The organism is uncultured Shimia sp., assembly GCF_913054185.1.
Taxonomy (GTDB): Bacteria; Pseudomonadota; Alphaproteobacteria; order Rhodobacterales; family Rhodobacteraceae; genus Shimia.
Map to the genome: position 1 here is coordinate 1 of NZ_CAJXIV010000042.1, position 24,426 is coordinate 24,426.

24 protein-coding genes and 1 pseudogene are annotated in these 24,426 nt (G+C 57.2%); 12 read left to right on the plus strand and 13 right to left on the minus strand.

What is annotated here, in order from left to right; all coding sequences use genetic code 11:
- The 3 genes and pseudogenes from purH to QZ517_RS10410 all read right to left on the minus strand — a co-directional run.
- Positions 1–533 (minus strand): annotated as a pseudogene (purH, locus tag QZ517_RS10400) (bifunctional phosphoribosylaminoimidazolecarboxamide formyltransferase/IMP cyclohydrolase); the annotation flags it as partial.
- Between the two features lie 19 nt (positions 534–552).
- Positions 553–2,295, minus strand: coding sequence for a heparinase II/III family protein (locus QZ517_RS10405; RefSeq protein WP_294226264.1), 1,743 nt, complete (start codon positions 2,293–2,295; stop codon positions 553–555).
- 101 nt (positions 2,296–2,396) lie between these two features.
- Positions 2,397–3,668, minus strand: coding sequence for a transcription antitermination factor NusB (locus QZ517_RS10410; protein ID WP_294226267.1), 1,272 nt, complete (start codon positions 3,666–3,668; stop codon positions 2,397–2,399).
- 77 nt (positions 3,669–3,745) lie between these two features.
- Here QZ517_RS10410 and QZ517_RS10415 point away from each other — a divergent pair, with 77 nt between their 5' ends.
- Positions 3,746–3,931, plus strand: a complete 186-nt coding sequence (locus QZ517_RS10415) for a DUF1674 domain-containing protein (RefSeq protein WP_294226270.1) — start codon at positions 3,746–3,748, stop codon at positions 3,929–3,931.
- A 23-nt stretch (positions 3,932–3,954) separates the two neighbouring features.
- Here QZ517_RS10415 and QZ517_RS10420 read toward each other — a convergent pair whose 3' ends face one another.
- From QZ517_RS10420 to dapB, 5 genes are all read right to left on the minus strand, one after another.
- Positions 3,955–5,169, minus strand: a complete 1,215-nt coding sequence (locus tag QZ517_RS10420) for a hypothetical protein (protein WP_294226273.1) — start codon at positions 5,167–5,169, stop codon at positions 3,955–3,957.
- A gap of 413 nt (positions 5,170–5,582) precedes the next feature.
- On the minus strand, positions 5,583–7,655 hold the full coding sequence (locus tag QZ517_RS10425; protein WP_294226275.1) for an ABC transporter permease subunit: 2,073 nt from the start codon (positions 7,653–7,655) through the stop codon (positions 5,583–5,585).
- Positions 7,652–8,704: a glycine betaine/L-proline ABC transporter ATP-binding protein gene (locus tag QZ517_RS10430; protein ID WP_294226276.1), complete on the minus strand. Its 1,053-nt coding sequence runs from the start codon at positions 8,702–8,704 to the stop codon at positions 7,652–7,654. The genes QZ517_RS10425 and QZ517_RS10430 overlap by 4 nt, the downstream gene beginning before the upstream one ends.
- A gap of 6 nt (positions 8,705–8,710) precedes the next feature.
- Positions 8,711–9,673 carry an ABC transporter substrate-binding protein gene (locus QZ517_RS10435; protein ID WP_294226279.1) on the minus strand — a complete coding sequence of 321 codons (963 nt, stop codon included), beginning with the start codon at positions 9,671–9,673 and terminating at the stop codon, positions 8,711–8,713.
- A 274-nt stretch (positions 9,674–9,947) separates the two neighbouring features.
- Positions 9,948–10,757: a 4-hydroxy-tetrahydrodipicolinate reductase gene (dapB, locus tag QZ517_RS10440; protein WP_294226288.1), complete on the minus strand. Its 810-nt coding sequence runs from the start codon at positions 10,755–10,757 to the stop codon at positions 9,948–9,950.
- A 102-nt stretch (positions 10,758–10,859) separates the two neighbouring features.
- On the opposite strand from dapB, the gene rbfA reads away from it, so the two are divergent.
- Both rbfA and QZ517_RS10450 read left to right on the plus strand, forming a co-directional pair.
- Positions 10,860–11,282, plus strand: a complete 423-nt coding sequence (rbfA, locus tag QZ517_RS10445; RefSeq protein ID WP_164644274.1) for a 30S ribosome-binding factor RbfA — start codon at positions 10,860–10,862, stop codon at positions 11,280–11,282.
- Positions 11,279–12,025, plus strand: a complete 747-nt coding sequence (locus QZ517_RS10450) for a phosphodiester glycosidase family protein (RefSeq protein WP_294226296.1) — start codon at positions 11,279–11,281, stop codon at positions 12,023–12,025. Before rbfA ends, QZ517_RS10450 begins: the two co-directional genes overlap by 4 nt.
- On the opposite strand, the gene QZ517_RS10455 is transcribed toward QZ517_RS10450, so the two are convergent.
- Genes QZ517_RS10455 through QZ517_RS10465 form a run of 3 tightly spaced genes read right to left on the minus strand, consistent with a single transcriptional unit; the run spans position 12,015 to position 15,026 of the window.
- Entirely contained in the window at positions 12,015–13,022 is a 1,008-nt protein-coding gene (locus QZ517_RS10455; RefSeq protein ID WP_294226300.1) for an ABC transporter substrate-binding protein, read from the minus strand. The two genes, QZ517_RS10450 and QZ517_RS10455, sit on opposite strands and share 11 nt — an antisense overlap.
- Positions 13,001–14,368, minus strand: coding sequence for a sensor histidine kinase (locus tag QZ517_RS10460; protein WP_294226303.1), 1,368 nt, complete (start codon positions 14,366–14,368; stop codon positions 13,001–13,003). The genes QZ517_RS10455 and QZ517_RS10460 overlap by 22 nt, the downstream gene beginning before the upstream one ends.
- Positions 14,361–15,026 (minus strand): response regulator transcription factor, encoded by a 666-nt coding sequence (locus tag QZ517_RS10465; RefSeq protein WP_294226305.1) that lies wholly within the window; start codon positions 15,024–15,026, stop codon positions 14,361–14,363. The genes QZ517_RS10460 and QZ517_RS10465 overlap by 8 nt, the downstream gene beginning before the upstream one ends.
- Positions 15,027–15,137: 111 nt before the next feature.
- On the opposite strand from QZ517_RS10465, the gene QZ517_RS10470 reads away from it, so the two are divergent.
- From QZ517_RS10470 to truB, 5 genes are all read left to right on the plus strand, one after another.
- A complete protein-coding gene (locus tag QZ517_RS10470) occupies positions 15,138–16,121 on the plus strand; it encodes a tripartite tricarboxylate transporter substrate-binding protein (protein WP_294226352.1) in 984 nt (327 codons plus the stop codon).
- Positions 16,122–16,190: 69 nt separating this feature from the next.
- Positions 16,191–16,673, plus strand: coding sequence for a tripartite tricarboxylate transporter TctB family protein (locus QZ517_RS10475; protein ID WP_294226308.1), 483 nt, complete (start codon positions 16,191–16,193; stop codon positions 16,671–16,673).
- Position 16,674: 1 nt separating this feature from the next.
- Positions 16,675–16,908: a hypothetical protein gene (locus QZ517_RS10480; protein ID WP_294226311.1), complete on the plus strand. Its 234-nt coding sequence runs from the start codon at positions 16,675–16,677 to the stop codon at positions 16,906–16,908.
- Between the two features lies 1 nt (position 16,909).
- Positions 16,910–18,424, plus strand: a complete 1,515-nt coding sequence (locus QZ517_RS10485) for a tripartite tricarboxylate transporter permease (protein ID WP_294226314.1) — start codon at positions 16,910–16,912, stop codon at positions 18,422–18,424.
- A 175-nt stretch (positions 18,425–18,599) separates the two neighbouring features.
- The gene (truB, locus tag QZ517_RS10490) at positions 18,600–19,514 is read left to right on the plus strand and encodes a tRNA pseudouridine(55) synthase TruB (RefSeq protein ID WP_294226317.1); all 915 of its coding nucleotides are present in this window, start codon (positions 18,600–18,602) and stop codon (positions 19,512–19,514) included.
- Here the strand turns inward: truB and QZ517_RS10495 are convergent, their stop codons facing one another.
- A complete protein-coding gene (locus QZ517_RS10495; protein WP_294226318.1) occupies positions 19,515–20,918 on the minus strand; it encodes a hypothetical protein in 1,404 nt (467 codons plus the stop codon).
- A gap of 125 nt (positions 20,919–21,043) precedes the next feature.
- Between QZ517_RS10495 and QZ517_RS10500 the strand changes: the two genes are divergently transcribed.
- From QZ517_RS10500 to QZ517_RS10515, 4 genes are all read left to right on the plus strand, one after another.
- Positions 21,044–21,553, plus strand: a complete 510-nt coding sequence (locus QZ517_RS10500; RefSeq protein WP_294226320.1) for a DUF1643 domain-containing protein — start codon at positions 21,044–21,046, stop codon at positions 21,551–21,553.
- 159 nt (positions 21,554–21,712) lie between these two features.
- Entirely contained in the window at positions 21,713–21,982 is a 270-nt protein-coding gene (gene rpsO / locus QZ517_RS10505) for a 30S ribosomal protein S15 (protein ID WP_164644262.1), read from the plus strand.
- 126 nt (positions 21,983–22,108) lie between these two features.
- Positions 22,109–22,801 (plus strand): polysaccharide deacetylase family protein, encoded by a 693-nt coding sequence (locus QZ517_RS10510; RefSeq protein WP_294226324.1) that lies wholly within the window; start codon positions 22,109–22,111, stop codon positions 22,799–22,801.
- Between the two features lie 66 nt (positions 22,802–22,867).
- Positions 22,868–23,599, plus strand: a complete 732-nt coding sequence (locus QZ517_RS10515) for a sterol desaturase family protein (RefSeq protein WP_294226327.1) — start codon at positions 22,868–22,870, stop codon at positions 23,597–23,599.
- 37 nt (positions 23,600–23,636) lie between these two features.
- On the opposite strand, the gene QZ517_RS10520 is transcribed toward QZ517_RS10515, so the two are convergent.
- The gene (locus tag QZ517_RS10520) at positions 23,637–24,392 is read right to left on the minus strand and encodes an SDR family oxidoreductase (protein ID WP_294226330.1); all 756 of its coding nucleotides are present in this window, start codon (positions 24,390–24,392) and stop codon (positions 23,637–23,639) included.
- Positions 24,393–24,426: the final 34 nt, after the last annotated feature.

Sequence of the window (24,426 nt, forward strand, 5' to 3'; positions counted from 1 at the left end):
TGGCTGAGCTTGCGACGGAATTTCGGGCAGGTTGCGCCGTCGTGCTGATCCATGTCGCCCAGCAGCTTGTCGTAGTCTTCAACGTCGACAATCACGTTCACAAACGCCGCGTTTTTCGCCGCAGCCCGGATCATCGCCGGGCCGCCAATGTCGATGTTCTCGATGCAGGTGTCATAATCCGCACCCGCCGCCACAGTGGCCTCAAACGGGTAGAGGTTCACCACCAGCAGGTCGATGCCGGCAATGCCGTGTTCTTTCATCGCCGCAACATGCTGCTCATTGTCCCGCAACGCCAACAGACCACCATGCACATTTGGGTGCAGCGTTTTTACGCGGCCATCCATCATTTCCGGAAAGCCGGTCACATCCGCCACGTCTTTCACCGCAAGACCCGCATCGCGCATCGCTTTGGCGGAACCCCCAGTGGAGAGCAGCTCAACGCCGCGGTCTGAAAGGGCTTTGGCCAAATCGATCAGGCCGGTCTTGTCAGACACGGAAATCAGGGCGCGGCGAATAGGGAGGAGGTCGCTCATTGGGATAGGGTCCTTGGGCTCAGGTGTTCAAATCCAGTTCGTCCCGGTTCAGGTCCCTGATTGCCACATTGGTCTCATGTGCTTTGCTCAACGACCACCGGATGCGGGTCGCATACTCCATTGCCACGCCAGATAGAACGATTTGTTTGGTCGCACGTGGCTTTAATCGCCCTTTTTCAAGGAAAACACTGGCATCCAGCCGCATTTTGGCAATTGCGTCATGCCGGAACACCCACAATTCGCCACTTTTTAGGGCAATCGACACCGCCGCTCCGCCCATATCAAGCGAGGCATCGACCTCCGGATGCAAGTGAAACGCGATTTCAAAGGGGATTCCCTGCAGCGCCTCGTCGTCCATGGCTTTGTCAAACTGCCGCTTGGCGGAATCTTCCATCGCGATGATCAGGTCTTCACCCGCCATGCCGCGCCCATCAAAGGTCAGCTCCAATGTCCGCGCGTGGGTTAATCCGTGTGAGGCGATATAGCCGTCATGCCCACCTTCAAACCGCAACCCGTCGCTGGCTTGGCTCATCTGGATTGGCACGTCTTTGGGCGCGTCCACCAGCTGCTCTTCGCGCCATCCCCGGCCCTCTTCCCCCAGCCGCGCACTCGACAACTCGTCTATAGTGACGGTGGAATGCGACGGCGTCGCCCGTCCAAACCGGCGCCAATCTTCACCAAAGCTTGCCCCGGACCCACAGTTCACCACCAAAGGCCGCCGCCCGCTGGTCAATTCAAACGCCAAAGTCGACGCATGCGCATTGAGCGAGCTTGGCCCGGTTGGCGGCGGGCTTGCGTCAATCACCACGCTGGTGCGCCCGGCTGACAGCCGCGCGTAGCCCATCGCCAAACCATCTGCCTGTCGTGTTTTGTTGCCGCTTTCCGCCAGCGCTGAATCCAGCCGCCCTTCCATGCCACGACCACCGCCATGGAACCGCGCCAAACCACCATCGGCATGACGCAACGTGCGCAGGGTGGGCGCAATCCGCTCAATGGCCTGCATGTGCATGGTTGACGGCTGACGCCCCGCATCCTTGAGCGCCGTCGCCGCCCAGGTCAGCAGCGTGAAGACTTCGAGCAGTTCTTCAGGATTGCGGGTTGGGATGCCGCCCTCCTCATCCACTTGCCGCTCACATTCTTTGTCCAGCGCCTTAAGCGCCGGCTCCACATGTTGCGCCATGCCTTCCAGCGCAAGCCCGGCATAAATCAAGCCGGTCAACGCCTCAAACCGCGGCAACCCCGGCACGGTTTTGTGCCAGCGTTTGGAGAGAAAAATTGTCTGCTGTGCCAGAGACCGGTAAAAATCCTCCGACTGAGCCGAATCCCGTGCCCGCAGCAGAAAAATCGCATGGCTGATCCAGCGGATCAGCCGCCGCCCGGCCAAATCCGGTATCCAGCCTGGCCCAGAGCCCCGCCCATACCGGTCAATCCAGCGCCAAACCCATTCCTGTGCCCGCTCCCGCGCGGGCATATCTCCCACCGCCGCCAGATCATCCAGCCAGGCAAAGCCATGCTGCTCCTCGGCAAACACCTCATCCGGCACAGCAATGTCCCACAGCGAGGTTTTCGGCGCGCTGATCAAATGGCCTGCAAACAGGAAATTCCCGGCCACCAACTGCTTGCCACGGGCATAAAGCCCAATGGTCCGGGGCTCTGGCATGCTTGTGAACCCTGTGGCGGGCTGCGCACGGGTGCTGATCCGGGCCGCAACACGGTGGTTAAACCGTGTCCAGCGCGCCGATATATTCTTTGGTTGGGACATCCACTCTGCCTCTACGCTCTTTGGCGTTTGGCGAGAGTGTAGCGAGGTGTTAGCGCTGAGTCACCGATTGAATCGGAGGCAGGCCTTCAACCGGCAAAAGCTCACTCACCTTTGCGCAGCATCGCCACGTAAAACCCGTCCATGCCGCCTTGCTCCGCCCAATAATCAGGCCGCAGGCGCAGGCCGCCTTCCTCGGTGACCCAGGTCGGATCAACGCCATCAATCAAAATCGCCTCACGGTCCACGGTGACATCCGCCCAGCGCTCCGCCGCCTCCTCCACCTGCACTTCGCCCTCATCCGGCAACAGCGAGCAGGTGCAGAACACCAAGCGCCCGCCGGGTTTCAGCAAGCCAATCGCGTGGTCCAGAAACACTTCCTGCAAGCCAATCAGATCACCAAACTCGCTGCCATCTTTGGCAAACGGCAAATCAGGGTGACGTCGAATGGTACCGGTGGCAGAACAGGGCGCATCCAGCAGGATCGCATCATATTGCCCCTCCTGCGCCATGACATCGCCCACAACCACAGTGGCGTCGAGCTGCACCCGCTTGAGGTTCTCTTCCAACCGCTCCATGCGCGACGCGCTGTCATCCACGGCTGTCACTGTGGCGCCAGCAGCCGCCATTTGCATGGTTTTGCCACCCGGCGCGGCGCAAAGATCCAGCACCGCCTCACCAGGTTGCGCATTCAGCACACGCGCCGCCATCGACGCGGCGGCATCCTGCACCCACCACTGGCCCTGCTTGAACCCAGCAAGCGCTGTGACCTGCCCCGCATCGGCAATCCGCACCGAGCCATTGGGCAACACCACGCCCCCCACAGCTTCCGCAATACCCTCGGCATCTTCCTTTACGGTCAAATCCAACGGCGCCCCGGCAAAATGCGCCGCCTCAATGCCCAGCATGGTCTCCGCGCCATAAGCCTGTGCCAGAGGTTTGCGCAGCCATTTTGGCAGGCGTGGCACCCGTAGCTTGTCCCATTCCGCCCGGCCTTTGTCGTCCACTTTGCGCAACACGGCGTTGACCAGACCTTTCATGCCAGCGGTGCGCTTGTTCTTCGCAATGATGTTGACCGCATCGTTCACCACACCATGCGCCGCGCCACCGAGACACAGCTCCACCGTGGCCAGCCGCAGCACATTGTGCACATGCAGATCCGGGGTCTTCTTCATGTGTTTCTGCAACACCCGATCCGCGCGCTCCAAATTGCGCAGCGTGTCGAGCGCCAATCTCTGTGCCCGAGCGCGGTCTGCAGGTTCCAGTTTGCTCAACCCACCACTCTGGATCAGATCATTGAGCAAACGTCCATCTTCCATGACCTTATCCAGCAAACGCACAGCGCTGCGGCGGGTATAATAACCGGAGTTTGACATGGGACAGGTTTCCTTACGGACTTGAGATCGGCAGACGGGCGCGTATATCAAGGGCTAAGCCTGAAAGGAACCCTCTCATGACGGACACCTCTGATTCCCGCGACGACCTGCCCGAAGCTGCCAAACGCGCCTTGGCCGAAGCAGACGAGCGCCGCCAAAAGGCCAAAGCCGTCGACATGCCCACCGAATTGGGTGGACGTGACGGGCCAGAACCGGTGCGTTACGGCGACTGGGAGAAAAAAGGCATCGCCATCGATTTCTGAGAACCGACCTGTGGCCAGGCACACTATTCGAGCGACCAACCAGCCGCTGCTAGGTTTTGCAGCAAGAAGTCATATTCACTGGCGTCCAGAAAAAACACGTCGCCGATCAGCTCCGGACGGAATGTTGGCCAATCCCGCTGGAGTCTCCGGATCAATTTGTTGGCCGTTTGATGATTACCGGCGACCTGATGCGCCGCAGCAAGATACGTCATCGCGGTCACATTTAGAGGTCGCCCCTCATTCTCTGCGGCTTCCAGCACGTCAATCGTCGCCAGGTAGTCACCAATGTGGAAACTGGCGAAGGCATAGAGCCGGTCTCGCACATCCTTGAAGTGCGACTTTTCGTAGTGTTCTTTGTCTTCTGTGGCCTCGCGTGCGGCTTGGTACCGCCCCGTCACCAGCGCAATGAACCCATAAGTGATCAACACGCCTTGATCGGTCGGCGCCGCCGCATAGGCTTGGCCGGAAAGCGCCGTTGCGCTCGTGAAATCACGTTGCGCAAATGCGGTAACTGCGGCAGCTGTCAGAACCCACGTATCTTCCGGATCCAGAGCCATGGCATGGTTCGACATCCGTTGCGCGTCTAACAAGTGACGCTGTGACACACCCCCCCCGTAATTCATCAAAGCCAAATTCGCCAAGGCATAGCCAGCCGTGGCGTAACCTGCAGCATAGTCCGGATCCCGTACGACCACCTGATTGGCCAAAGCAACGGCCATGTGCTGACGCTCCACATTTAGAAACGGCAACAGGTAACTGCGGGCGAATTCTTCCAGTTCAGACACCGACAGCGCCTTTAAGTCGGCCGGTAATTCGGGCGCATTTTTCATCGCGAGAGTATCGGCCATCGGCCCAAAATCTAGGCTGCTGATTGACGGATCATTTGATTTGATCAACAGCAGAGACGCCCCCGCCCCCAGCGCCAAAAGAAGTACCAAAGGTGCCCAGAAACGCAGGGAGGTGCGACGCTTTGGGGGCCGCGCATGCGCTGTCTCAGCTTCCCACATCTGAAAGCGCAATCCGCACCGTGCGGAATCCACAAAAACCCGGATCGCATCGTCTGCGCCTTCGCTGTCGTAATACTCCGATAGTTTTTCGGCCAAGCGTCCCATCGCCCATCCCAGTTTTTGTTCGGCGTCCTCCTTCGGACGGTCCGCAAAAAACTTGGCAATCGCCGCGTCTTGACTGCCCTGCGCGGCACGCCCCGACAGATCTTCTTCCACGAGAAACCGAAGCAATCCTTCCTGCTGCTTGGCAAGTTGAAAAATCTGGCAACCGCAGACACGCGTAGTCGCGACCCGAATCACATCCGGGGGAATTCTGCAGGTCAAACCGTCGGACTCGTTAGGATCTGTCATGAACGCACAATCCCCCCGAATACTTTAAAACCACTCAACACCCCAATCCGGGCATTGCTTCACCCAGAGCAAGTTTACCCGCGTGGCGTCACATTGCAAATCCACTCATAGTTGCAGAGATCGATTGTCAATCCAGCGCTCCAAAACCTCGACCTAATCCGCAACAGCGCCCGCCGTGTTTACACGTCACTTTCCGCAAAATCGCACCTACGCGATACCGATGCAAAGCAGCCGCGATACCGAAGCCAAAAAATTCAATCGAGCCGAAGTGTTAACCCCGATTCGCTCAAGTTTCAGAGACCAAGCGCCTGCCGACGTTCCTCGGCAAACCCCTGTACCAGGCGATCCGCCACCAGAGCCAAAATCGCCATCGCGGCACCGGCCGTGATGCCAAGCCCAACATCATACTGCCCAAGCGCGAGAAAGATCGACTGCCCCAACTCGGTTGTGCCAATCAACGCGGCAATCACCAACATCGCAAAGGCATAGAGAATGGTCTGGTTCAAACCGAGCAAAATGGTCGGGGCCGCAAACGGCGCGCGCACTTCAAACATAGTTTGCCATTTGCCTGCTCCACTGGCTGTCGCCGCTTCGATGATGTCATCTGGTGTGCTGACCAACCCATGCCGCGTGTAACGGATCATTGGCACCACCGCATACATACAAATGGCTATAAACGCTGAGAATTCTCCGATTTGGAAAAACATCAAAACAGGGATCAGGAACACAAACAACGGGATGGTTTGCAGGAAATCACAAATCGGCCGGAGGATCATCCACGCGGTTGTGCTCATGGCACTCCACAGCCCCAGTAACCCGCCAATCACCGCACAGGCAAAGACCGCCGCGCCTGCCAGATACAGCGACAGAAGTGCTCGCTCCCAAAGACCGGAAATCAGGATCAAGCACAGCAAGATCACGGCCAGCCGCGCCAGCTTCCACCCGCCAGACACCCAGCCAATTGCGCCTGCCCCCAAAATCACCACAGGCCAAGCCAAATGTGCCACGCCGATCTCGGCAATATAAGCAATGATCAGCACCATCGCCGCCGCAGTGACCCGACCTTTAAAGATCAAAATCAAAGAGATAAGCAATGCTGAACCATAGAGCATGGCGGTGTGTTTTACGGTCCAGGCAAAGCCCCAGGTGAACGGCAAAACCGCCTCTGCAAGCCCAATGCGCAGCGGCAGAAGCACGTAAAACATCGAGGTGTTTTTGATGTTGTCCAACGTGGTGCCGTAGGTCGCGGTGAACACCCCAACCCCTTCATCCACACGTTTGGCCAGCCCGTCCATTGCCGCCACGCCGGACGGCGGCCAGCCCGCCAACACAGCCCAAATTGTCACGGCCGCACCAACCGCCAAAATCCCATAAGCCACAGTCCGGTTCTGCGGTTGGCGTGGCTCGGCAAGTGCGGCGGACATGCGATCGATGATAATGGCAAACACCACAACCACGGACCCCGCCAAAAATGCCGGTCCAAACAGGGCTTTACGCATGGTTTGCAGCACTTCCCAGCCGATGTCGTCAAACCCGCCGATCACCGCTGCGATGATCACCATCGACAGAGCGGCCATCAGGCATTGGTTTACCCCAATCATGATCTGCTGGGTCGCTGCAGGCAGTTCTACAAGGAACAGCTGCTGCCGCCGCGTGCCACCCGACATCACCGCCGCTTCACGAATTTCCGTATCGACCCGCTCCAGCCCCAGCAGCACATTGCGCGCCATCGGCGGCGCCGCATAGATCGCTGACGCGATCAGACCAACCACAGGTCCAAAACCAAAAAGCACAAGCAGCGGTACAAGATAGGCAAAGGTCGGCACGGTTTGCATCACGTCCAAAAGGGCGTTTACCGCCCCTTTCATACGCGGATATTCAAACGCCAAAATGCCGATTGCGGCGCCCATCACCAGCGCCAATGGAACAGATACCGCAACCAGTGCCAAAGTGTTCATGCCCTGCGACCAGTAGCCGGTGAACACCACAAACATCAGGCCAAAAAAGCCCAATGCTGCCAGCCGGATACCACCAATCATCCAGCCAAGCGCGGTCACAAGCGCCACGGTCATAGGCCAGGGCACCGCATTCAAAAGCCAGCCCACCCACTCCATCGGGTAGCTCACCAGAAACGTAAAGGTCCGCGCTATAGGTTTGAAAACATCCAGAAACCCGCCAACCAACCAGGTCATCCAGTCAGCCATGGGCACGGTCAATGCAGTGGGCCATTTCACCAGCCATTCAAATTGCGCGCCCAGAAGGCGACAAAGTAAAACCACCGCCAGCACAAACAGCGCAGCCTGACTGCCACGCGTCAGCATCAGCTGCCGACCCGCGCCATGTGACACAGCCTCAGTCGCGCTCATGTCTCTTCCGCCTGCAGCGCGTTGGCCAACTCATGGGGATGCACGGCGCCAATCACTTTGCCGTCGGCATCGCGCACCGGCACCGGCTCATAGAGTTCCATGCATTTGGTCAGCGCAGTGTCCAGTGTCATGCCAATTTTGATGCCCGGATCATCCGGCATGTTGTCGGGAATACCGTCCATCAAGATCGATTCCACACAGGCATGCCGCCCTTTAGGCACATCTTTGGAGAACTCAGCGACATAGTCATCCACCGGATGCAGCACGATCTCTTCTGGCGTACCAATCTGCACAATCTCACCATCGCGCATGATGGCAATCCGGTCGGCCAGTTTTAGGGCCTCTTGAATGTCGTGTGTGATGAAAACAATGGATTTTTTCAGAGTCGCCTGAATGTTGAGGAACTCATCCTGCAACTGGCGACGGATCAGCGGATCAAGCGCAGAGAACGGCTCATCCAGGAACCAAATATCCGGGTTCACCGCAAGTGAACGGGCAATGCCCACGCGCTGCCGTTGACCACCGGAGAGATTGCGCGGGTAGGTGTCTTCACGCCCTTCCAAGCCGACAAGTTCGAGCACGTCCATCGCCCTTGCCCGACGCTCAGCCTTGCCAGCACCTTGCATTTTCAGTGGGAAAGCCACGTTGTCCGCCACCGTCATATGCGGAAACAGACCAAAATGCTGGAACACCATGCCCAGCTTATGACGGCGCAAGTCTATCAGGCGTTTGTCACTGGCCTGAAGAATATCCTCGCCATCAATGCGCACCGCCCCGGCGGTCGGCTCGATCAACCGCGAGATGCAGCGGATCATCGTCGACTTGCCTGAGCCCGAAAGCCCCATGATCACAAAGAGTTCGCCGGATTTGACCTCAAAATTGGCTGCCCGAACGGCAGGAATGAGGGTTTTGTCCTTGAGAGCCTGTGCGATGGCTTTGTCGTCTCCTGCCCCACGCGCATCGCGCAAGGCAGGGGCGGCGTTTTCGCCGAAGACCTGCCAGAGGTCTTCGACGGCAATCGCCGGAGCGGTGCTGTTCTTATCAGTCATGAAGGCTTACTTCGTTGCGGCGTCGACAACCGACTTCCACTTGGTTTCATTGGCGCCCATCCAGGCAGCAACAACCTCTTCAACCTTTTCGCCATCCACATCGACGGCACCCATCATTGGCTGCTGATCTTCGACAGCCAACTGGTAGTTGACCAGGATTTCATGCGCCGCAGGCCATTTGTCTTTCAGACCTGGCCAACCCGCTTTGAAGATGCGGCTTGCTGCAAAATCACAGTCGTTGATGGCATTTGGGTTGGGTCCCCAAGCCGGATCGGTAAAGCAGGCATCTTCGCCCGCAGGCAGCTCCACAAACTTCACGTCATAGGCCGACATCGCCCAGTGTGGCTGCCAGAATGTGATCAACAGGGGGGACTTTTTCTCAGTAGACGCGCGCAGTTCGGCAATCAGAGCGCCTTCGGAACCCGCGGGCACAGCTTTAAACGGCAGTTCCAAACCGGTCATGCGATCGGCACCCGGTGTGCCCCAATCCGCTGGGTAATCCACCAAACGCCCCATTGGCAGAGTCTCTGCGGTGGCAAAGTTCATCGCACAGTCTTTCAGCGCTTCCCACGCTGGCAAACCTGGGCAAAGCTCTTCGACATGCGCAGGATATGCGATGCCCTCACGGGCATTCAGACCCAGATCGGACAGCTCTTCCAGTTTACCGTCATCTTTCAGCACAGCGTATTGGTCCGACACGTTGGAGGACCAGATTTCCAATGTTGCGTGGATGTCGCCATCTGCAATCGCCTGGAATTGGTTCATCATGCCAGCCGTCACGTATTCAACCTCATACCCGGCCGCTTTCAGCATCTCGCCAGCCACATGGGTGGTCACGTGCTGACCGGTCCATTCGTTCAGCGCCAGCTTGATTGGCTCACCGGTCGCGCCAAGTTCCGCCGCCTGTGCCGACATAGCCACTGCAGACACCGCAATCGCCGACAGACCGGCTTTCAAAAACGTCGTCATGGTCTTCTCCCTGTTGGTCATTTTTTAAATGGTCATTTAAGTTTTTGTTTGTCGGCATAAGAACACAACGTCTTTGACCTGCCAACAAAAAATGCATCTGGTCTGGATGCATCATTTACGAGGGCTGTCACATGCCCCACCATCAACCATTGAGCGGTTGATTTTATTGGTCATTTTTTCTGCAACCAATTTGAGCACAGCTCTGCGAGATTGCCAATCGCACAAGATGCGCAAAACGCCGCATAGCGTTTTGCGCAGAGTTCATGGGGGATTCTTACAACCCCAATACGTCAAACATATCATACTCACCGGGCTTTTGACCCTGCCCCCAAATCGCGGCCTTTAGCGCGCCTTTGGCAAACAGGCTCCGGTCGGTAGCTTTGTGGCGCAGAATGATTTGTTCACCGTCACAGGCAAACATCACATCGTGTTCGCCAATGATGTCGCCGCCACGAATTGCTGTGAACCCGATATCACCCCGCTTGCGCGCACCGGTGATGCCATCACGGCCGCTATCGGTGACGTCTTTCAGATCCACACCGCGGCCTTCGGCAGCCGCCTCCCCCAACATCAACGCAGTGCCAGACGGCGCATCCACTTTGTGACGGTGATGGGCTTCAATGATTTCAATATCAAAGTCTTCATCCAGCGCCGCAGCCACTTGCTGTGTCAACTTGGTCAGCAGGTTCACACCAAGGCTCATATTGCCGGCGCGCACAATCACTGCGTGGCGTGCGCAAGGTTCCAGTTGCGCAATGTCGTCATCAGTCATGCCGGTGGTGCCAATCACATGCACAGCGCGGGCCTGAGCGGCCAGTTTGGCAAAGGCAATGGTTGCGGCCGGCGCGGTAAAGTCGATCACCGCCTGCGCCTTGGCAAAGGCTTCCAGTGGCTGGTCTGTGACGATCACGCCAAGAGCGGCCCCGCCCATGGCCTCGCCGACGTCACGCCCAACCCACTCGTGGCCCTCACGCTCAACCGCCCCCACCAAACGCACCTTGTCACTTTCAGACACCGTCTTGATCAGCATCTGCCCCATCCGGCCTGACGCCCCTGTGATCACGATTCCTGGCAATTCCTGCATGGTGTCCTCTCTACTCTGACCAACCGCCAAAAATGGCGTTGGCCCTGCTTACCCAATGCAATCCAGCTTGGCAAAGGCTGACAGAAGCCCTAAGTGAGAGACATGGCAAAGAACTCTTCCTCTGAGGGCCGCGGCCCGTCCCAGCGCCAACTGCGCGTGGGTGAACTCATCCGACGCACGTTGTCGGAAGTCTTGGTGCGTGATGAATTGCACGATCCAGACGTGACCCGCATGTCAATCACCGTTGGCGAAGTGCGCATCACTCCTGACCTGTCGATTGCGACCTGCTTTGTGCTGCCCCTTGGCGGCAAGAACAAAGAAGACGCTGTGGCATTGCTTGCTCGTCACAAATGGGAATTGCGCAAGATCATTGGCCGCAAGGCTGGATTGAAGCACGCGCCGGACCTGCGCTTCCGTGTAGACACCACATTCGATCAGATGGACGCCACCCGCGCCATGCTGTCTGACGAACGTGTACAATCCGACGTGGCCAAATCAGACACAGAGGATGGCGACCCTACGTGATCCGAGCTGCGCTCTGTTTGATCCTGTTTTCCCTGCCCCAATGGGCGCAGGCCGTCACCTGTTCCGATCAAACCCACGAAGGGCGCAGTCTCACCGTTTGCACCGCTGATGCGACACAAGAGAACCTGCGCCTGTTCCTGCGCGGCAGCGATGGCGCCATTTTGGGCCAGTTTCGGGACATTGAACGCAGCCTTGAGGACGGAAAAACACTAGCCTTCGGCATGAATGCGGGCATGTACCATGCCGACCGCAGCCCAGTTGGCCACTACGTCGAAAACGGCACCGAAGAAATGCGCCTTCTCACAAGCGGCAGCAAAGGCAACTTCGGCCTTCTGCCCAATGGAGTCCTGTGTTTGCAAGACGGCGCAATCCGCGTCTACGAAACTTTGGATTTTCAAAAACAAGCGCCGACCTGCCGCGACGCCACCCAATCCGGTCCCATGCTGGTGATTGACGGAGATTTGCACCCGCGCTTCCTGCCAGACAGCAGCTCCCGTTTTCTGCGCAACGGCGTGGGCACCAGCTCCGACGGCAAGACAGCGCATTTCGTGATTTCCAACGAAGCGGTGACCTTTCACGAGTTTGGCCGCTTCTTCCGCGATGTTCTGAAAACCCCAAACGCGCTCTATTTTGACGGCAAGATCAGCCGCTTGCACGCTCCTCAGCTTGACCGCTCCGACGGCGGCTTTTGGATGGGGCCCATCATTGGTGTGGTCGAACCCCAGCCAACAATCACTGAATAACCGCGCTGCTCCATTCTTTGATAAACGTCTTACGCTTGAGCGGATCAAGATAAGTCATCAACGCTGGCTCCAATGAAATCACCGCCTGCCCCGTGCTGTCCACAGTTGCGCTCAAAGGTGGCAACGGAAACACATCCCGATTGCGCGGGCCGGTTTGAACCTCCACCAGATGGCGCACAAACGCTGCCGCGTTTTCTTCCACCTCGGTGCGGCTGCTGACAAAGGCGGTCCGCATCATGATGGTCGGAAAATCTGAAGGCAGCACAATTTCCAACATGCCAGCCACATCATCGCGCGCCGCCACATAGCTGCCCAAAACATTGTACGCGACCATCAGCTTGCCCGCGATCAAGTCGTCGATCATCGCGCCGGAACAACAATACAGACGCGCGTCCAACCCGCCCATCACCTCCATCAGCCGCCAAAATGTTTCCGACGCCCGCGCATCTTGCGTGGCAAAAAGATACCCAAGACCGGAGTCTCGGACGTCATAGGTGCCCACCTTGCCCCGAAACACCTCGGGCCGCGCCCGCATGGCGGCGATCAACTCCTGTCGGGTTTGCGGCACTGTGTCTGGCGCAAAGGCCGCCCGATTGATCACAATGGTGGCCGGCTCCGTGGTGAAGGCAAACAGGCTGTTGCGCCATTGCGCCCAGTCAGGTTGCGATAGATTTGCCACCGGCACCGAATATCCGTCATTCACCAGTTTCAGTTGTAAATCCATGGCGCTTGAAATCACCACATCAAAGTCATCCGGGCTAGCGCGAAAAACCTGATCAATCTGCGCCGTGCCCGTGACAAAATACTCCACGGAAACGTCAGGTCGGCCGCGCAAAAAATCCTCGATAATGGGTGCGAATAAAGCTGTGTCCGTGCTCGATAAAACCCGCAATGTACTGGCTGCGGAGGCCGGTCCAAAGGCGTTCTGATCTTCCCATTCTTGCGCCACCCCAACGAGGGGGTAAAGCCAAGCGATTAAAGCAAAAATGTAACGCATGCGCCGCCCTCCGAAAGATTGGTCAACGTCAATTCTCCCCCATGGGCCGTGGCCACATCCTGGGCAATGGTCAGCCCCAATCCTGATCCAATTGTGTCCTTGGCATTTTCACCGCGAGAAAACCGTGCCGCCAATTCATGCATCTGATCTGGCGGAAATCCCGGCCCCTCATCCCGCACTTCGACGCGCGGGCGTGGCACATCAAAAACTTCTAAGGTGATCTCACTCTCCTCTGGCGCATATTTCAACGCATTTTCCACCAAATTACTCAGCGCGTTTTGCAACAGGATGGAATCTGCCTCAACGCTGACTTTGCCGCTGCTGATCACCGTGAGGGCAATGTCTTTCATCTCAGCCACCGGGGTCAAACGCGTCACCAGATCTTCGACCAAGTCCACCAAATCCAGTGGCTCTGTTTCCAAGTGATCTGCCCGGAACGTGATCATCGCGTGATCCAGCAACTGCCCCGCCGCGCGCGAGCTTTCATCAATCGCCCGCACCATGGAGCGCAAAGCCTGCCGGTTGTCCTCTCGCTCGACCCGCTGCAACGTCGCTTCTGCATGGCTGCGCACGGTTGCCAACGGCGTGCGCACTCGGTGCGCCGCTTCGGCAATAAAATCCTCTGACTGTTTCAGCGAAGTATCCAACCGCGCCATAAAGCTATTGAGCGACGTCACCAATGGCGCCATTTCCGAGGGAACAGGCCGCGCAACCGGGCTCAGATCTTTCGGCCCTCGCCGGGTGATCGAATGTGTCAGCCGTTCCAACGGTCGAATAGCGGTATTTGTTGCCCAACTCGCCACCAGCACCGACAGCGCAAAAAAACCAGCCCCGATCAGCCCAACGTTTCGGGAAATCTTGTTCAACGTCCCCGCCAAGGCGTCCTGAGTTTGCGCCACGGACACTGTCACTCGGTTTCTGGCATTTGCCCCAACCAAAATACGCGCTGCGGTGGCGATTCGAACCGGCGCGCCGTCAAACTGCGCAGAAACATGCACAATGTCGCCCCCACCCGGCGCATCGGCAACCGGCAACAATTCGTAACCGGACAACAGGGTTTCGTCTTGCCAAATGGCATAGAAAACACGGTCATCTGCTTCCGTGTTCAACATGGAAAAGGCAACATAGGGAAAATCCACCGCCACATCGCCATCACGCAACGTCGCCGCATCCAAAATGGATGTGACCGAGGCTTCCAAAATGTTGTCTTGCCCACTTTGCGCAATCTGAGCTGCATAAGTCCGAACCACAAAAAAAAGCAGCACAGCAATCGCCGCCGCACTGCCGATCAAGGTCAACGACAGGCGCGCTCGCAGCGATCCGGACACATTGACCGCATCACTCATGATCAAGCCTGTAGCCAAGACCGCGCAGGGTGGTGATCCGCAGTTCCGACGGCTCCAGATGTTTGCGCAGACGCCCAATATAGACCTCGATGGCATTTTCCGAGACATCCTCGTCATAAGAAAACAGCCGGTCAGCCAGCTTGGCTTTGGAAAATATCTGACCAGGCGCGTTGATCAAGAGCTCCAGAAGTCGCAACTCTCGATTGCGCAGGGTCACCGCCCGGGCGCCGATAGACAATCGCCCAGCCACAGGGTCAAGCGACACCCCACCCAGCTCTGTGATCGACTGCGCATGCCCCGCATTGCGCCGCAACACCGCCCGACACCGGGCCTGTAACTCTTCGTGATCAAACGGTTTTGTCATATAGTCATCCGCGCCCAAATCCAGAAGGCTGATTCTGTCACTGACCTGAGATCGCGCGGTCAAAACAATGACCGGCGTATCATTTTTCCCGCTCCGGTGGTGTTTGAGAAAAGTGCGCCCATCGCCATCCGGCAACATAATATCCAATAATATGAGATCATATTCACCAGTCTGCATGAATGCCATTGCATCCTCAATTTTATCAGCATGATCAATGACATGACCATCCAATTGCAGGCGTGCGCTCACCGCGTTGGCAAGTTCGATATTGTCTTCGACAAGAAGGAATTTCATGCGGGTTGGGCACCTTTCTGACGGCATGACAGGTTTGTGACAGGTTGCGATGTTTGACTGCTCTCAACTGAGCCGTCTTTCGGACAGTTGTCAATTTGGAGGAGAAAAATGATGAAATTGAACATGGGCCGCCGCGCTCTGATGGCCAGTGCAATGGCCGCATTCGCATTCGCAGGTCAAGCCATTGCTGATGGCCACAAAACTGTAGACAGCATCCACTTCCTGATCCCCGGCGGCGCCGGTGGTGGCTGGGACGGTACCGCACGCGGCACCGGTGAAGCGCTGACCAAAGCAGGCATCGCAGGCAACGCCTCTTACGAAAACATGTCTGGTGGCGGTGGCGGTAAAGCCATTGGCTACCTGATCGAAAATGCCGACAGCAACCACGGCACATTGATGGTGAACTCCACCCCAATCGTGATCCGCTCGCTGACTGGCGTCTTCCCACACAACTTCCGTGATCTGACTCTCGTGGCCGGCACCATTGGTGACTATGCCGCTTTGGTTGTGCACAAAGACAGCCCGCTCAACAACATGGACGACCTGATGGCCGCTTATGACGCGGACCCATCCAAAACCGCCATCGGTGGTGGTTCGGTTCCAGGCGGCATGGATCACCTGGTTGCAGCCATGGTGATGGAAGCTGCTGGCAAAGACGCACTTGGCGTGAAGTACATCCCTTACGACGCAGGCGGTAAAGCCATGGCAGCACTGCTGTCCGGCGAAATCGCGGCTCTGTCCACCGGCTTCTCCGAAGCGGTTGATCTGGCCAATGCTGGCGAAGTGAAAATCATCGGTGTCACCGCTGATGAGCGCGTGTCCGCAGCTCCAGACGCCATGACCATGAAGGAACAGGGCATCGACACCTCTTTCGTGAACTGGCGTGGTTTCTTCGGCGCACCGGGTCTGCCAGAAGACAAACTGGCGATGTACCAGGAAGCACTGACCAAAATGTATGACACCCCAGAGTGGGAAGTTGTGCGCGAGCGCAACGGCTGGGTCAACATCCACAACAACGGCGACGACTTCAAAGCCTTCCTCGAAGGCCAAGAAAAAGTTATCGGCGACTTGATGAAGAAACTCGGCTTTCTCTAAAGTCAGGTAACATCCAACTGGGCAGAGCGGGCTCCCGCTCTGCCCTCTTTTAAAAGGGAGGGGAGCTTCATGGCACTGGATCGCTGGATCGCTCTGATACTGCTGGGCATTTGTATGGCCTATGGCTACGCCGCTTGGTTCACGATGGATGGCAGCCTTGCCCCGTTCATGAAACGCAATCCAATATGGCCAAGTACCTTCCCAAAGGTGTTGTCCTTGATGGGCATGGTGGCCTCACTCATCATCCTCCTAGGGTTGGAAAAGAGCGAAATAAAAGAAGCCGAAATCGATTATCGTCGCCTGACAGAGTACAAACTTGGTCAAGCCATTTTTCTGCTCGGCCTCATGGTGGCCTACGCGCTGCTGTTGCGCCCGGCTGGTTTCATTTTCTCGACATCAGGCTTCTTGATCCTCGGATCGTTCATTCTCGGGGAACGCAAATTCCACATCATGGTGCCTGTCTCACTCGCAGCGACCTTCCTGGTCTGGTACCTCGTGCAAGAAGTTCTTGGCATCTACCTGCGGCCGCTGCCCGGCTTTCTGGGAGGCTGATATGTTTAGCGACCCCACACTTGCATCTTGGCAATTCATCCTAATGCTGATCGGAGGCTGTTTTGTGCTCTTCTCCACCGCAGCTTTTGTGATCATCGGCTCGTTTCTGATGGGCGCTGGCAAATGGCACATCACCGCTTTCGTGATGCTTATCGCCATCCTCGTTCTTTGGACCTTTGTTCAGCACACGCTGAACATCAATCTGCGCCCCTTTGGCGCCAACTTTGGAGGCTGACATGCTCGAAGGACTTCTGATCGGCCTGCAAACGGCCTTTTCCCTACAAAACCTTCTGATGGTCATTGGTGGCTGTTTGATTGGTACCTTTATCGGCATGTTGCCGGGCCTTGGCCCAATGTCGATCATCGCCATTATGATTCCTGTCGCCATCTCCATGGGCGACCCATCTGCCGCACTGATCCTGCTGGCTGGTGTGTATTACGGTGCCATCTTTGGCGGCTCCACCTCTTCAATCCTGCTGAACGCGCCGGGGGTCGCGGGCACCGTGGCCTCAAGCTTTGACGGCTATCCGATGGCCAAACAGGGCAAAGCAGGTAAAGCGTTGACCATTGCCGCAATTGCCTCTTTTGCAGGCGGCACCGTTGGCGCCCTGCTTCTGATGATCTTTGCCCCGGCACTGTCCTCTGTTGCCCTGCTGTTCCATTCGGCCGAATACTTTGCGCTGATGGTTGTGGGCCTCTCCGCAATCGCGGCGTTTGCAGGCACCGGCCAAGTTGCCAAAGCGCTGATGATGACCCTACTGGGTCTGATGATGGCCACCGTCGGCGAAGGTGCATTGTTCAACATGCCACGCTTCACAATGGGCATCATGGATCTGCAGTCCGGTTTTGGCTTCATCACCTTGGCCATGGCAATGTTCGCCCTGCCAGAGGCGCTGTTCCTTGTTCTGAAACCCCGGACAACCGAAGACGCCAACAGTGGTGAAATCAAAGATCTGCGCATCACCAAATCTGAGGCAAAAGCGATTGCACCGGTGATTGGACGCCAGTCCATCCAAGGCTTCTTCATTGGCGTTCTACCTGGTGCAGGCGCCACCATCGCGAGCTTCTTGGGCTACGCAGTAGAACGCAACATCGCTCCAAAAGAGGAGCAAGAACAGTTTGGGAAAGGCTCTATCAAGGGCCTGGCGGCCCCGGAAACAGCCAACAACGCAGCTTGCACTGGCTCCTTTGTGCCGCTGCTGACGTTGGGCATCCCTGGTTCCGGGACCACCGCAATTTTGCTCGGCGCACTGATTGCTCTGAACGTCACACCAGGCCCCCGCCTGATGATCGACGAGCCTCAGGTGTTCTGGGCGGTGATCATGTCCATGTTCATCGGCAACCTTGTGTTGTTGATCCTGAACCTGCCACTGATCCCTTACATCGCCAAAGTGCTGGCTGTGCCGCGCAACTATCTGATCCCGTTCATTCTGTTCTTCACCCTGATGGGGGCCTACATCGGTCAGAACAACGCCACCGAGCTTCTTTTGCTGGTTGGCTTCGGGGTTTGTGCCACCGCTCTGCGCTTTGCCGACTATCCGCTGGCACCTTTGCTGATCGGCTTCATCTTGGGCGGTATGCTGGAAGACAACTTCTCCCGCTCCATGCAGCTTTATGATGGCATTGCCTTCATTTGGGAGCGTCCGATGACCCTCGGCCTCCTGGTGATCGCACTGATCCTCGTGGCGCTGCCAAGCTATCGGGCACGTCGGGCAAAACTCCGCGCCGCTGGCGTCGCTGACGGCGACTAAGACGAACGCAAGAACACGCGGGACGGCTCCTCCACCCCCGCGTTCAGGAAGGCCATCAGATCGCGTGGGTCTGGTGGCCTTTTTATTTTGAGCCGTTTTTCTCTTCGGCTAAATTGACAGTGTGATGGCAATCCGATAGGTCGCCGCCCTCACCCCCAAATGAGAGGTCAAAGGCATGGGACGCAAACGCAAGGGACGCGATATTTCAGGCTGGCTTGTGGTCGACAAACCCGCAGGCATCACGTCGACCTCTGTGGTGAACAAAGTCCGCTGGGCCTTTAATGCCAAAAAAGCCGGCCACGCTGGCACGTTGGATCCGGATGCTACCGGCGTTCTGGCTGTGGCGCTGGGCGAGGCCACCAAAACCGTGCCTTACATCACTGACGCCTTAAAGGCTTACACCTTCACCGTGCGATTGGGACAAGCCACCAACACTGACGACGCTGAGGGCGAAGTCATCGCACAGTCAGACACACGCCCAACGGATGACGAAATCAAAGAGGCCTTGGGGCAGTTTGTTGGCGACGTCATGCAGGTGCCGCCAAAGTTCTCCGCCGTAAAAATTGACGGCGAACGCGCTTACAAACTGGCCCGCGCCGGTGAAGAGATTGAAATTGCCCCGCGCCCGCTTTGGGTCGAAGAGCTGGTCATGACGGACCGCGAAGACGAAGATCACGTCACGCTGGAAATGACGTGTGGCAAAGGCGGTTACGTGCGTTCCATCGCCCGCGATCTGGGTGAGGCGCTTGGCTGCTTTGGTCATGTGCGCGAATTGCGCCGCATCTGGTCCGGCCCATTTGATGCGGGTGACGGTCTGACTCTTGCGCAAATCGACGAGATGGCCAAACAGCCTGAACTCGACACCTACCTGCGCCCACTTGAGCAAGGCCTCGAAGACCTGCCCGAAGTGAAAGCCACCGCCGAAGGCACCGTGCGCCTGCGCAACGGCAACCCCGGAATGGTGCTGGCCTCTGACGTGGAATACGGCGAAGAATGCTGGGCCAGCTTTGACGGTGAGGCCGTCGCTGTTGGCCGCTTCAAAGCCGGGGAGTTGCACCCCAGCCGCGTGTTTGTGAAAACCGAGAGCTGATCAGGCGACCATGCCACCATTACCGTTGGCGTCATACATGTCCTGTGGGGTCATGCCGCTGAACAAAATGTCAGCAGCCTGGCCTTGCTCCGCAGTGATCACATCGCCATTGGCATCCAGCCACACTTCCGGCAGGTCATAATTGTCCGCCGCATCCTGATTGCTAAACGCCACCGAGGCGCCCGTCTGATCGCCGTTCAGAACCAACAGTGGATGCCCGCCCAGCGTCAGCGTGGTCTCATCCGCATCAGCATCATAGCTGCTGTCAAATCCGGTTGCCGCCTCCGAAACCGTAAAATAGTCGTTGTCCGCGTTCTGGAAACCTGCACCAAACGGACCATCCAGACCAAAGCTGATAACCAACTTGTCTTCGCCTGGTGCAAAATCGGTGATCTCACTGACGGTGTCATACGCTCCGGCAAAGGCTTCAAACGTATCCGCATCCGCGCCGCCGGTCGCAACATTGCCGGAGCCCAGCCACAACACATCCTCACCCGCGCCACCTGACAGGGTGTCCCCTGCACCAAGCCGGTTTAAGTGCCCCGGCTCATGGTTCCACTCGGCCCCGTAAAAGACGCTGCCACTGCCACTGTAGAGGTGATCATCGCCCGCGCCACCTTGTAGGTCATCCGCGCCCGCCTCGCCAAAGATGCGGTCATCACTGTCGTCGCCAATCAGCGTGTCAGAGCCCGCACCGCCACGTAGCGCATCCGCCACATAAGGCTTGTCCTGAATGGAATACTCACGGGTCCACTCTGCTTGAATTTCACTGTCATGGCCGTCGCCATCTGTGTGCTGAAACACCACCGACAGGCTGACGCCATCCGCCAACGAGGCCCCCGGCAAATCAATCCTCACATCACCGGTGTCCGCATCCCGCAACGCCAGCCCACCATCTTCTTGCGTGAGAACAAAGTTGCCAGAGGAGCCATCCACCGGACTCTCATAGTTGCGCAGCACCAACATGTCCTCAGAGGCATCAAAATCTTCAATGCTGCCAACAACTTCATTGTCTGCCTCAAGGAAAAACGTGTCCGCTCCGGCACCGCCGCTGGCCACGTTATCGCGCGAGACAAACAGATCGTCATCGCCTTCGCCGCCCTCTAGGTAGTCGTCATCCCAGGCGTTGCCAACAATTGTGTCATTGCCTTCAGCGCCAGACAGGCGGTCATCGACATCCACGTCACCAAACAGAAACTGCGAGATAGGATCGGCCGCGGGCTCTTGCCCATCATCCGTGTCCTCACCCGTAGACGGTTGATCGCCTTTCGGATCGGCACTGTCGTCCCGCTCGTCATCCGAATTTTCGCTGTCACTGTCGGACTCGGTGTCGTCAGTCACACCCACCATAGTGCCAACAGCTGCGCCCGCCGCAAGCAGGCCTAAAAAGAATAGAAACGGCATCTCACCACCTCACCACTCAGCCGTTCAAAACCCCAGACGGCTGTAATCCCAAGTCAAAGGCTTACGAAGGAGAGGCACCAAAATCAAACGTTTGACTCTGCGTTGGTTAATCCTAAGTAGACAGAATGATTGAACGACACTTCCAAAAAGATGACGCCACCAGCTCCGCACTTTACTCCGATTGCGAAACCTACCGCTATGCGCTGACCCGTGTGTGGGACACCAACGCCGGCAAAGTGCTGTTCATCATGCTGAACCCCTCCAAAGCCACCGAGCGCCAAAACGACCCGACAATTGAGCGCTGCGAACGCCGCGCTCGCGCACTGGGGTATGGCGGTTTTCGTGCGGTGAACATCTTTGCCCTACGCGAAACCGACCCGAAAAAGATGCGCCAACACAAAGCTCCCGCCGGCCCGGACAATGACAGTGTTGTTGCGGAAAGCTGCCTCTGGGCGGATGACATCCTCGCCGCCTGGGGCGCCCACGGCGATCATTTGATGCGCGGCTTTGAAATGAGAGATGTGCTGAAGACAACAGGCGAAACCATCAAATGTCTGGGCGTGACAAAAGCCGGCCATCCCCGCCACCCGCTTTACATCTCTTACGCCACGCAGCCCGAAATCTGGCCACTCTGAGCGCGACTACCACTGTGTTAACGCCTTGCCTCTTTCCTTTTGGGCCGTTTGCGACTACATACGCCCATCTTCCAAGGGATTCTCTTGGGAGTATCTCTATGGACCCTGCTGGACGACATCCCGGCTTGTGCCCGAAACCCTTTTTTATAGGAGACCCCGATGTCGATTACTGTTGAAGAAAAAAACCGCCTGATGAAAGAATTTGCAACCAAAGAAGGTGACACCGGTTCTCCGGAAGTCCAGGTTGCGATCCTGACATCCCGCATCAACACCCTGACCGAGCACTTCAAAACCCACAAGAAGGACAACCACGGTCGCCGTGGCCTTCTGAAAATGGTTGCTCTGCGTCGTAAGCTGCTGGACTACACCAAAGGTAAAGACGAGGCACGCTATCAGGACCTGATCAAGCGTCTGGGCATCCGTCGCTAAGACACTGCCTCTGCTAAGATTACGGAAAACGCCGGCTCCTCGGAGCGGGCGTTTTTTGTTGCGCCACAACGTCTTAACTGCTTCAACGCCTGCATGTTCATTTTAAGGTTCTTTTTGGCAGCGCTAGTGGCCATTTCCGTGATTGGCACGGCCGCCTATTTCCTCAGCAAATCCACGCGTTTTCAAGTCTTCGGAGAGCTCGTCTCACGCGGCTCATCCCAACACCCCTGCGTGGCGCTGACCCTAGACGATGGGCCCTCACCCAAATACACAGCCGAAGTATTGGACGTACTGGCCAACTTCGATGCCAAAGCAACGTTCTTTTTAACGGGACAAGCTGTGGTTGCCCATCCGGCGCTGGTTGCCGACATCGCGGCAAAGGGCCACGAAATTGGCAATCACTCATTTTCACATCCGCGCATGGTGGGCATGTCACAATCCCGCATTGAATCAGAGGTTGAAAGTACCGATCGCGCCATACGGGCTGCCGGCTACACCGGTCCGCTGCATTTTCGACCGCCGTATGGCAAACGCCTTTTGGGTCTGCCGTACTACCTCAAAAAAACCAACCGCTTGACGGTGCTGTGGGACATTGCCCCCGAAACAGACCCAACCAACAACTCAGATGCCACGGAAATCACTCGCCGCACACTGGCAGACGCCAAAAACGGCAGCATCATCTTGTTGCATGTGATGTTTGTCTCCCGCGCAGGCTCTCGAGCAGCCCTTCCGGAGATTTTGGCCGGACTACAGGCCAAGGGCTTCACCTTTGTCACCCTGTCGGACCTCCTGCAGCACAAAAACTGCGTCTCCACCTGACGCCAAGTCAAATTTGACTCGCTCCACACTACGGGCGCAGACTTCCCCGCGACAAGGGAGGTCACCATGAAAGAAACACTATCCGTCTTGATCCGTATGGGCAGCTTACACCGCCTGTTTCCGTTCTGGCTGGTGGGTGTCTTCTTGATTTCCCAAAACCTGTCCTGGTGGATTCCCGTTGCGTTGATCTACGGCTACATCGCGCAGCTCTTTGTTGAATATGGCATGCACCGCTTCCTGATGCACCGCGAACCGCCCAAAGACCAAGGCACGTTCAACGAGCTCTACCGCACCCACATCGGCCACCACGAATACCCCACCGACCCGGAGTTCTTCACCGGTGACGACCACTGGTATCCCGTGCGTTTTGGCCTGCTTTCCATTGCAATCCACACTGCAATTTTGTGGCCATTCCTCGGTTTGGCCCCCGCTTTGACCCTGTCTTACATCGGGCTGTTTGTGGGATCTGTCTCAGCCTTTGCCTTTTACGAGTATTGCCACACCATTGCGCATCTGAATGTGCCCAAGGGACGGCTTGGCCAATACATCACTAGAAAGCACCTCGCGCATCATTTCCAAGACCACCATGCAACCTTTCAGGTCAGCTTTGGCTTTGACTGGATCGACCGCCTGTTTGGCACCGCGCACGACAAAGCCACCGCCAAAGAGCGCTTTGACCGCAAGACCATGCTGTCGATGGGTATGGACCCTGAGGACCTGCGCCTTGTGACAGCACGTAAGGCTTTTGGCATCACCGAAAAGCCAGGCGCAAAAACCGCGCGGGCCAAAGAGGCTTGAAAAGGATTGCCCAGCTGTGTGGGCAATCCTTGGCTTTTTAGACGAAACGCGCTGCGACACCACCGTCCACCGAATGGGCTTGCCCAGTTACAAAGCTGGCCCGATCTGACAGCAAAAACGCCGCCATTTCAGCAACCTCTTTGGGGTCTGCAATACGCCCCATCGGGTGCAGCCCGGCAATAAAGTCTCGGGTCTCGTCATCCTGTGGCGCCATGGCAGTATCTGTACCGCCAGGCAGCACAGCATTGACCCGAATGGCTTCCCCCGCCAGTTCCACAGCCAAGTTCTGAACCAGCCCAACCACACCTGCCTTGGCGGCCGCATAAGGCGACATGCCCGCCATCCCGCCATTGCTCACCCCAACAAACGACGACGTCATGGCCATCGCCCCGCCGCCACGGCGTTTCATCGCGGGAATTTGTGTTTGCGCACAGAGAAACGCGCTGGTCAGATTGGTGGCAATCACCGCGTCCCAGTTCTCACCGGTGTGCTCTTCACAAGGCCCCATCTCTCCAACCAGCCCGGCATTGTTAAACGCGCCGTCCAATCCACCAAACTCGGATTCAGCCAACGCAACAAGCGCGGTCATATTGTCTTTGTTGGTCACATCAGATTTCTGCCAAACCGCACGCCCATTGCTTTGCGCGATCTGCCCCGCAATCTGCGCAAGCTCCGTTTCGCGACGGGCCCCCAGCACAACATTGGCCCCACGTGAGGCCAAAAGAAGCGCCGCAGCTGCGCCAATGCCGCTGCTCGCACCCGTCACGATAAATGTCTTATTTGCAAATTCCATCGATCTGTTCTCCTGTTTTGGAACAAGAGAAGAC

Coding starts and splice junctions, on each gene's coding strand:
- QZ517_RS10460 (WP_294226303.1), bottom strand. CDS start 14,368: ATGAGTGATGCGGTCAATGTGTCCGGATCGCTGCGAGCGCGCCTGTCG.
- truB (WP_294226317.1), top strand. CDS start 18,600: ATGGGACGCAAACGCAAGGGACGCGATATTTCAGGCTGGCTTGTGGTC.
- QZ517_RS10430 (WP_294226276.1), bottom strand. CDS start 8,704: ATGACTGATAAGAACAGCACCGCTCCGGCGATTGCCGTCGAAGACCTC.
- QZ517_RS10405 (WP_294226264.1), bottom strand. CDS start 2,295: ATGTCCCAACCAAAGAATATATCGGCGCGCTGGACACGGTTTAACCAC.
- QZ517_RS10465 (WP_294226305.1), bottom strand. CDS start 15,026: ATGAAATTCCTTCTTGTCGAAGACAATATCGAACTTGCCAACGCGGTG.
- rbfA (WP_164644274.1), top strand. CDS start 10,860: ATGGCAAAGAACTCTTCCTCTGAGGGCCGCGGCCCGTCCCAGCGCCAA.
- QZ517_RS10475 (WP_294226308.1), top strand. CDS start 16,191: ATGGCACTGGATCGCTGGATCGCTCTGATACTGCTGGGCATTTGTATG.
- rpsO (WP_164644262.1), top strand. CDS start 21,713: ATGTCGATTACTGTTGAAGAAAAAAACCGCCTGATGAAAGAATTTGCA.
- QZ517_RS10435 (WP_294226279.1), bottom strand. CDS start 9,673: ATGACGACGTTTTTGAAAGCCGGTCTGTCGGCGATTGCGGTGTCTGCA.
- QZ517_RS10415 (WP_294226270.1), top strand. CDS start 3,746: ATGACGGACACCTCTGATTCCCGCGACGACCTGCCCGAAGCTGCCAAA.
- QZ517_RS10515 (WP_294226327.1), top strand. CDS start 22,868: ATGAAAGAAACACTATCCGTCTTGATCCGTATGGGCAGCTTACACCGC.
- QZ517_RS10455 (WP_294226300.1), bottom strand. CDS start 13,022: ATGCGTTACATTTTTGCTTTAATCGCTTGGCTTTACCCCCTCGTTGGG.
- QZ517_RS10410 (WP_294226267.1), bottom strand. CDS start 3,668: ATGTCAAACTCCGGTTATTATACCCGCCGCAGCGCTGTGCGTTTGCTG.
- dapB (WP_294226288.1), bottom strand. CDS start 10,757: ATGCAGGAATTGCCAGGAATCGTGATCACAGGGGCGTCAGGCCGGATG.
- QZ517_RS10480 (WP_294226311.1), top strand. CDS start 16,675: ATGTTTAGCGACCCCACACTTGCATCTTGGCAATTCATCCTAATGCTG.
- QZ517_RS10485 (WP_294226314.1), top strand. CDS start 16,910: ATGCTCGAAGGACTTCTGATCGGCCTGCAAACGGCCTTTTCCCTACAA.
- QZ517_RS10425 (WP_294226275.1), bottom strand. CDS start 7,655: ATGAGCGCGACTGAGGCTGTGTCACATGGCGCGGGTCGGCAGCTGATG.
- QZ517_RS10520 (WP_294226330.1), bottom strand. CDS start 24,392: ATGGAATTTGCAAATAAGACATTTATCGTGACGGGTGCGAGCAGCGGC.
- QZ517_RS10500 (WP_294226320.1), top strand. CDS start 21,044: ATGATTGAACGACACTTCCAAAAAGATGACGCCACCAGCTCCGCACTT.
- QZ517_RS10470 (WP_294226352.1), top strand. CDS start 15,138: ATGAAATTGAACATGGGCCGCCGCGCTCTGATGGCCAGTGCAATGGCC.
- QZ517_RS10495 (WP_294226318.1), bottom strand. CDS start 20,918: ATGCCGTTTCTATTCTTTTTAGGCCTGCTTGCGGCGGGCGCAGCTGTT.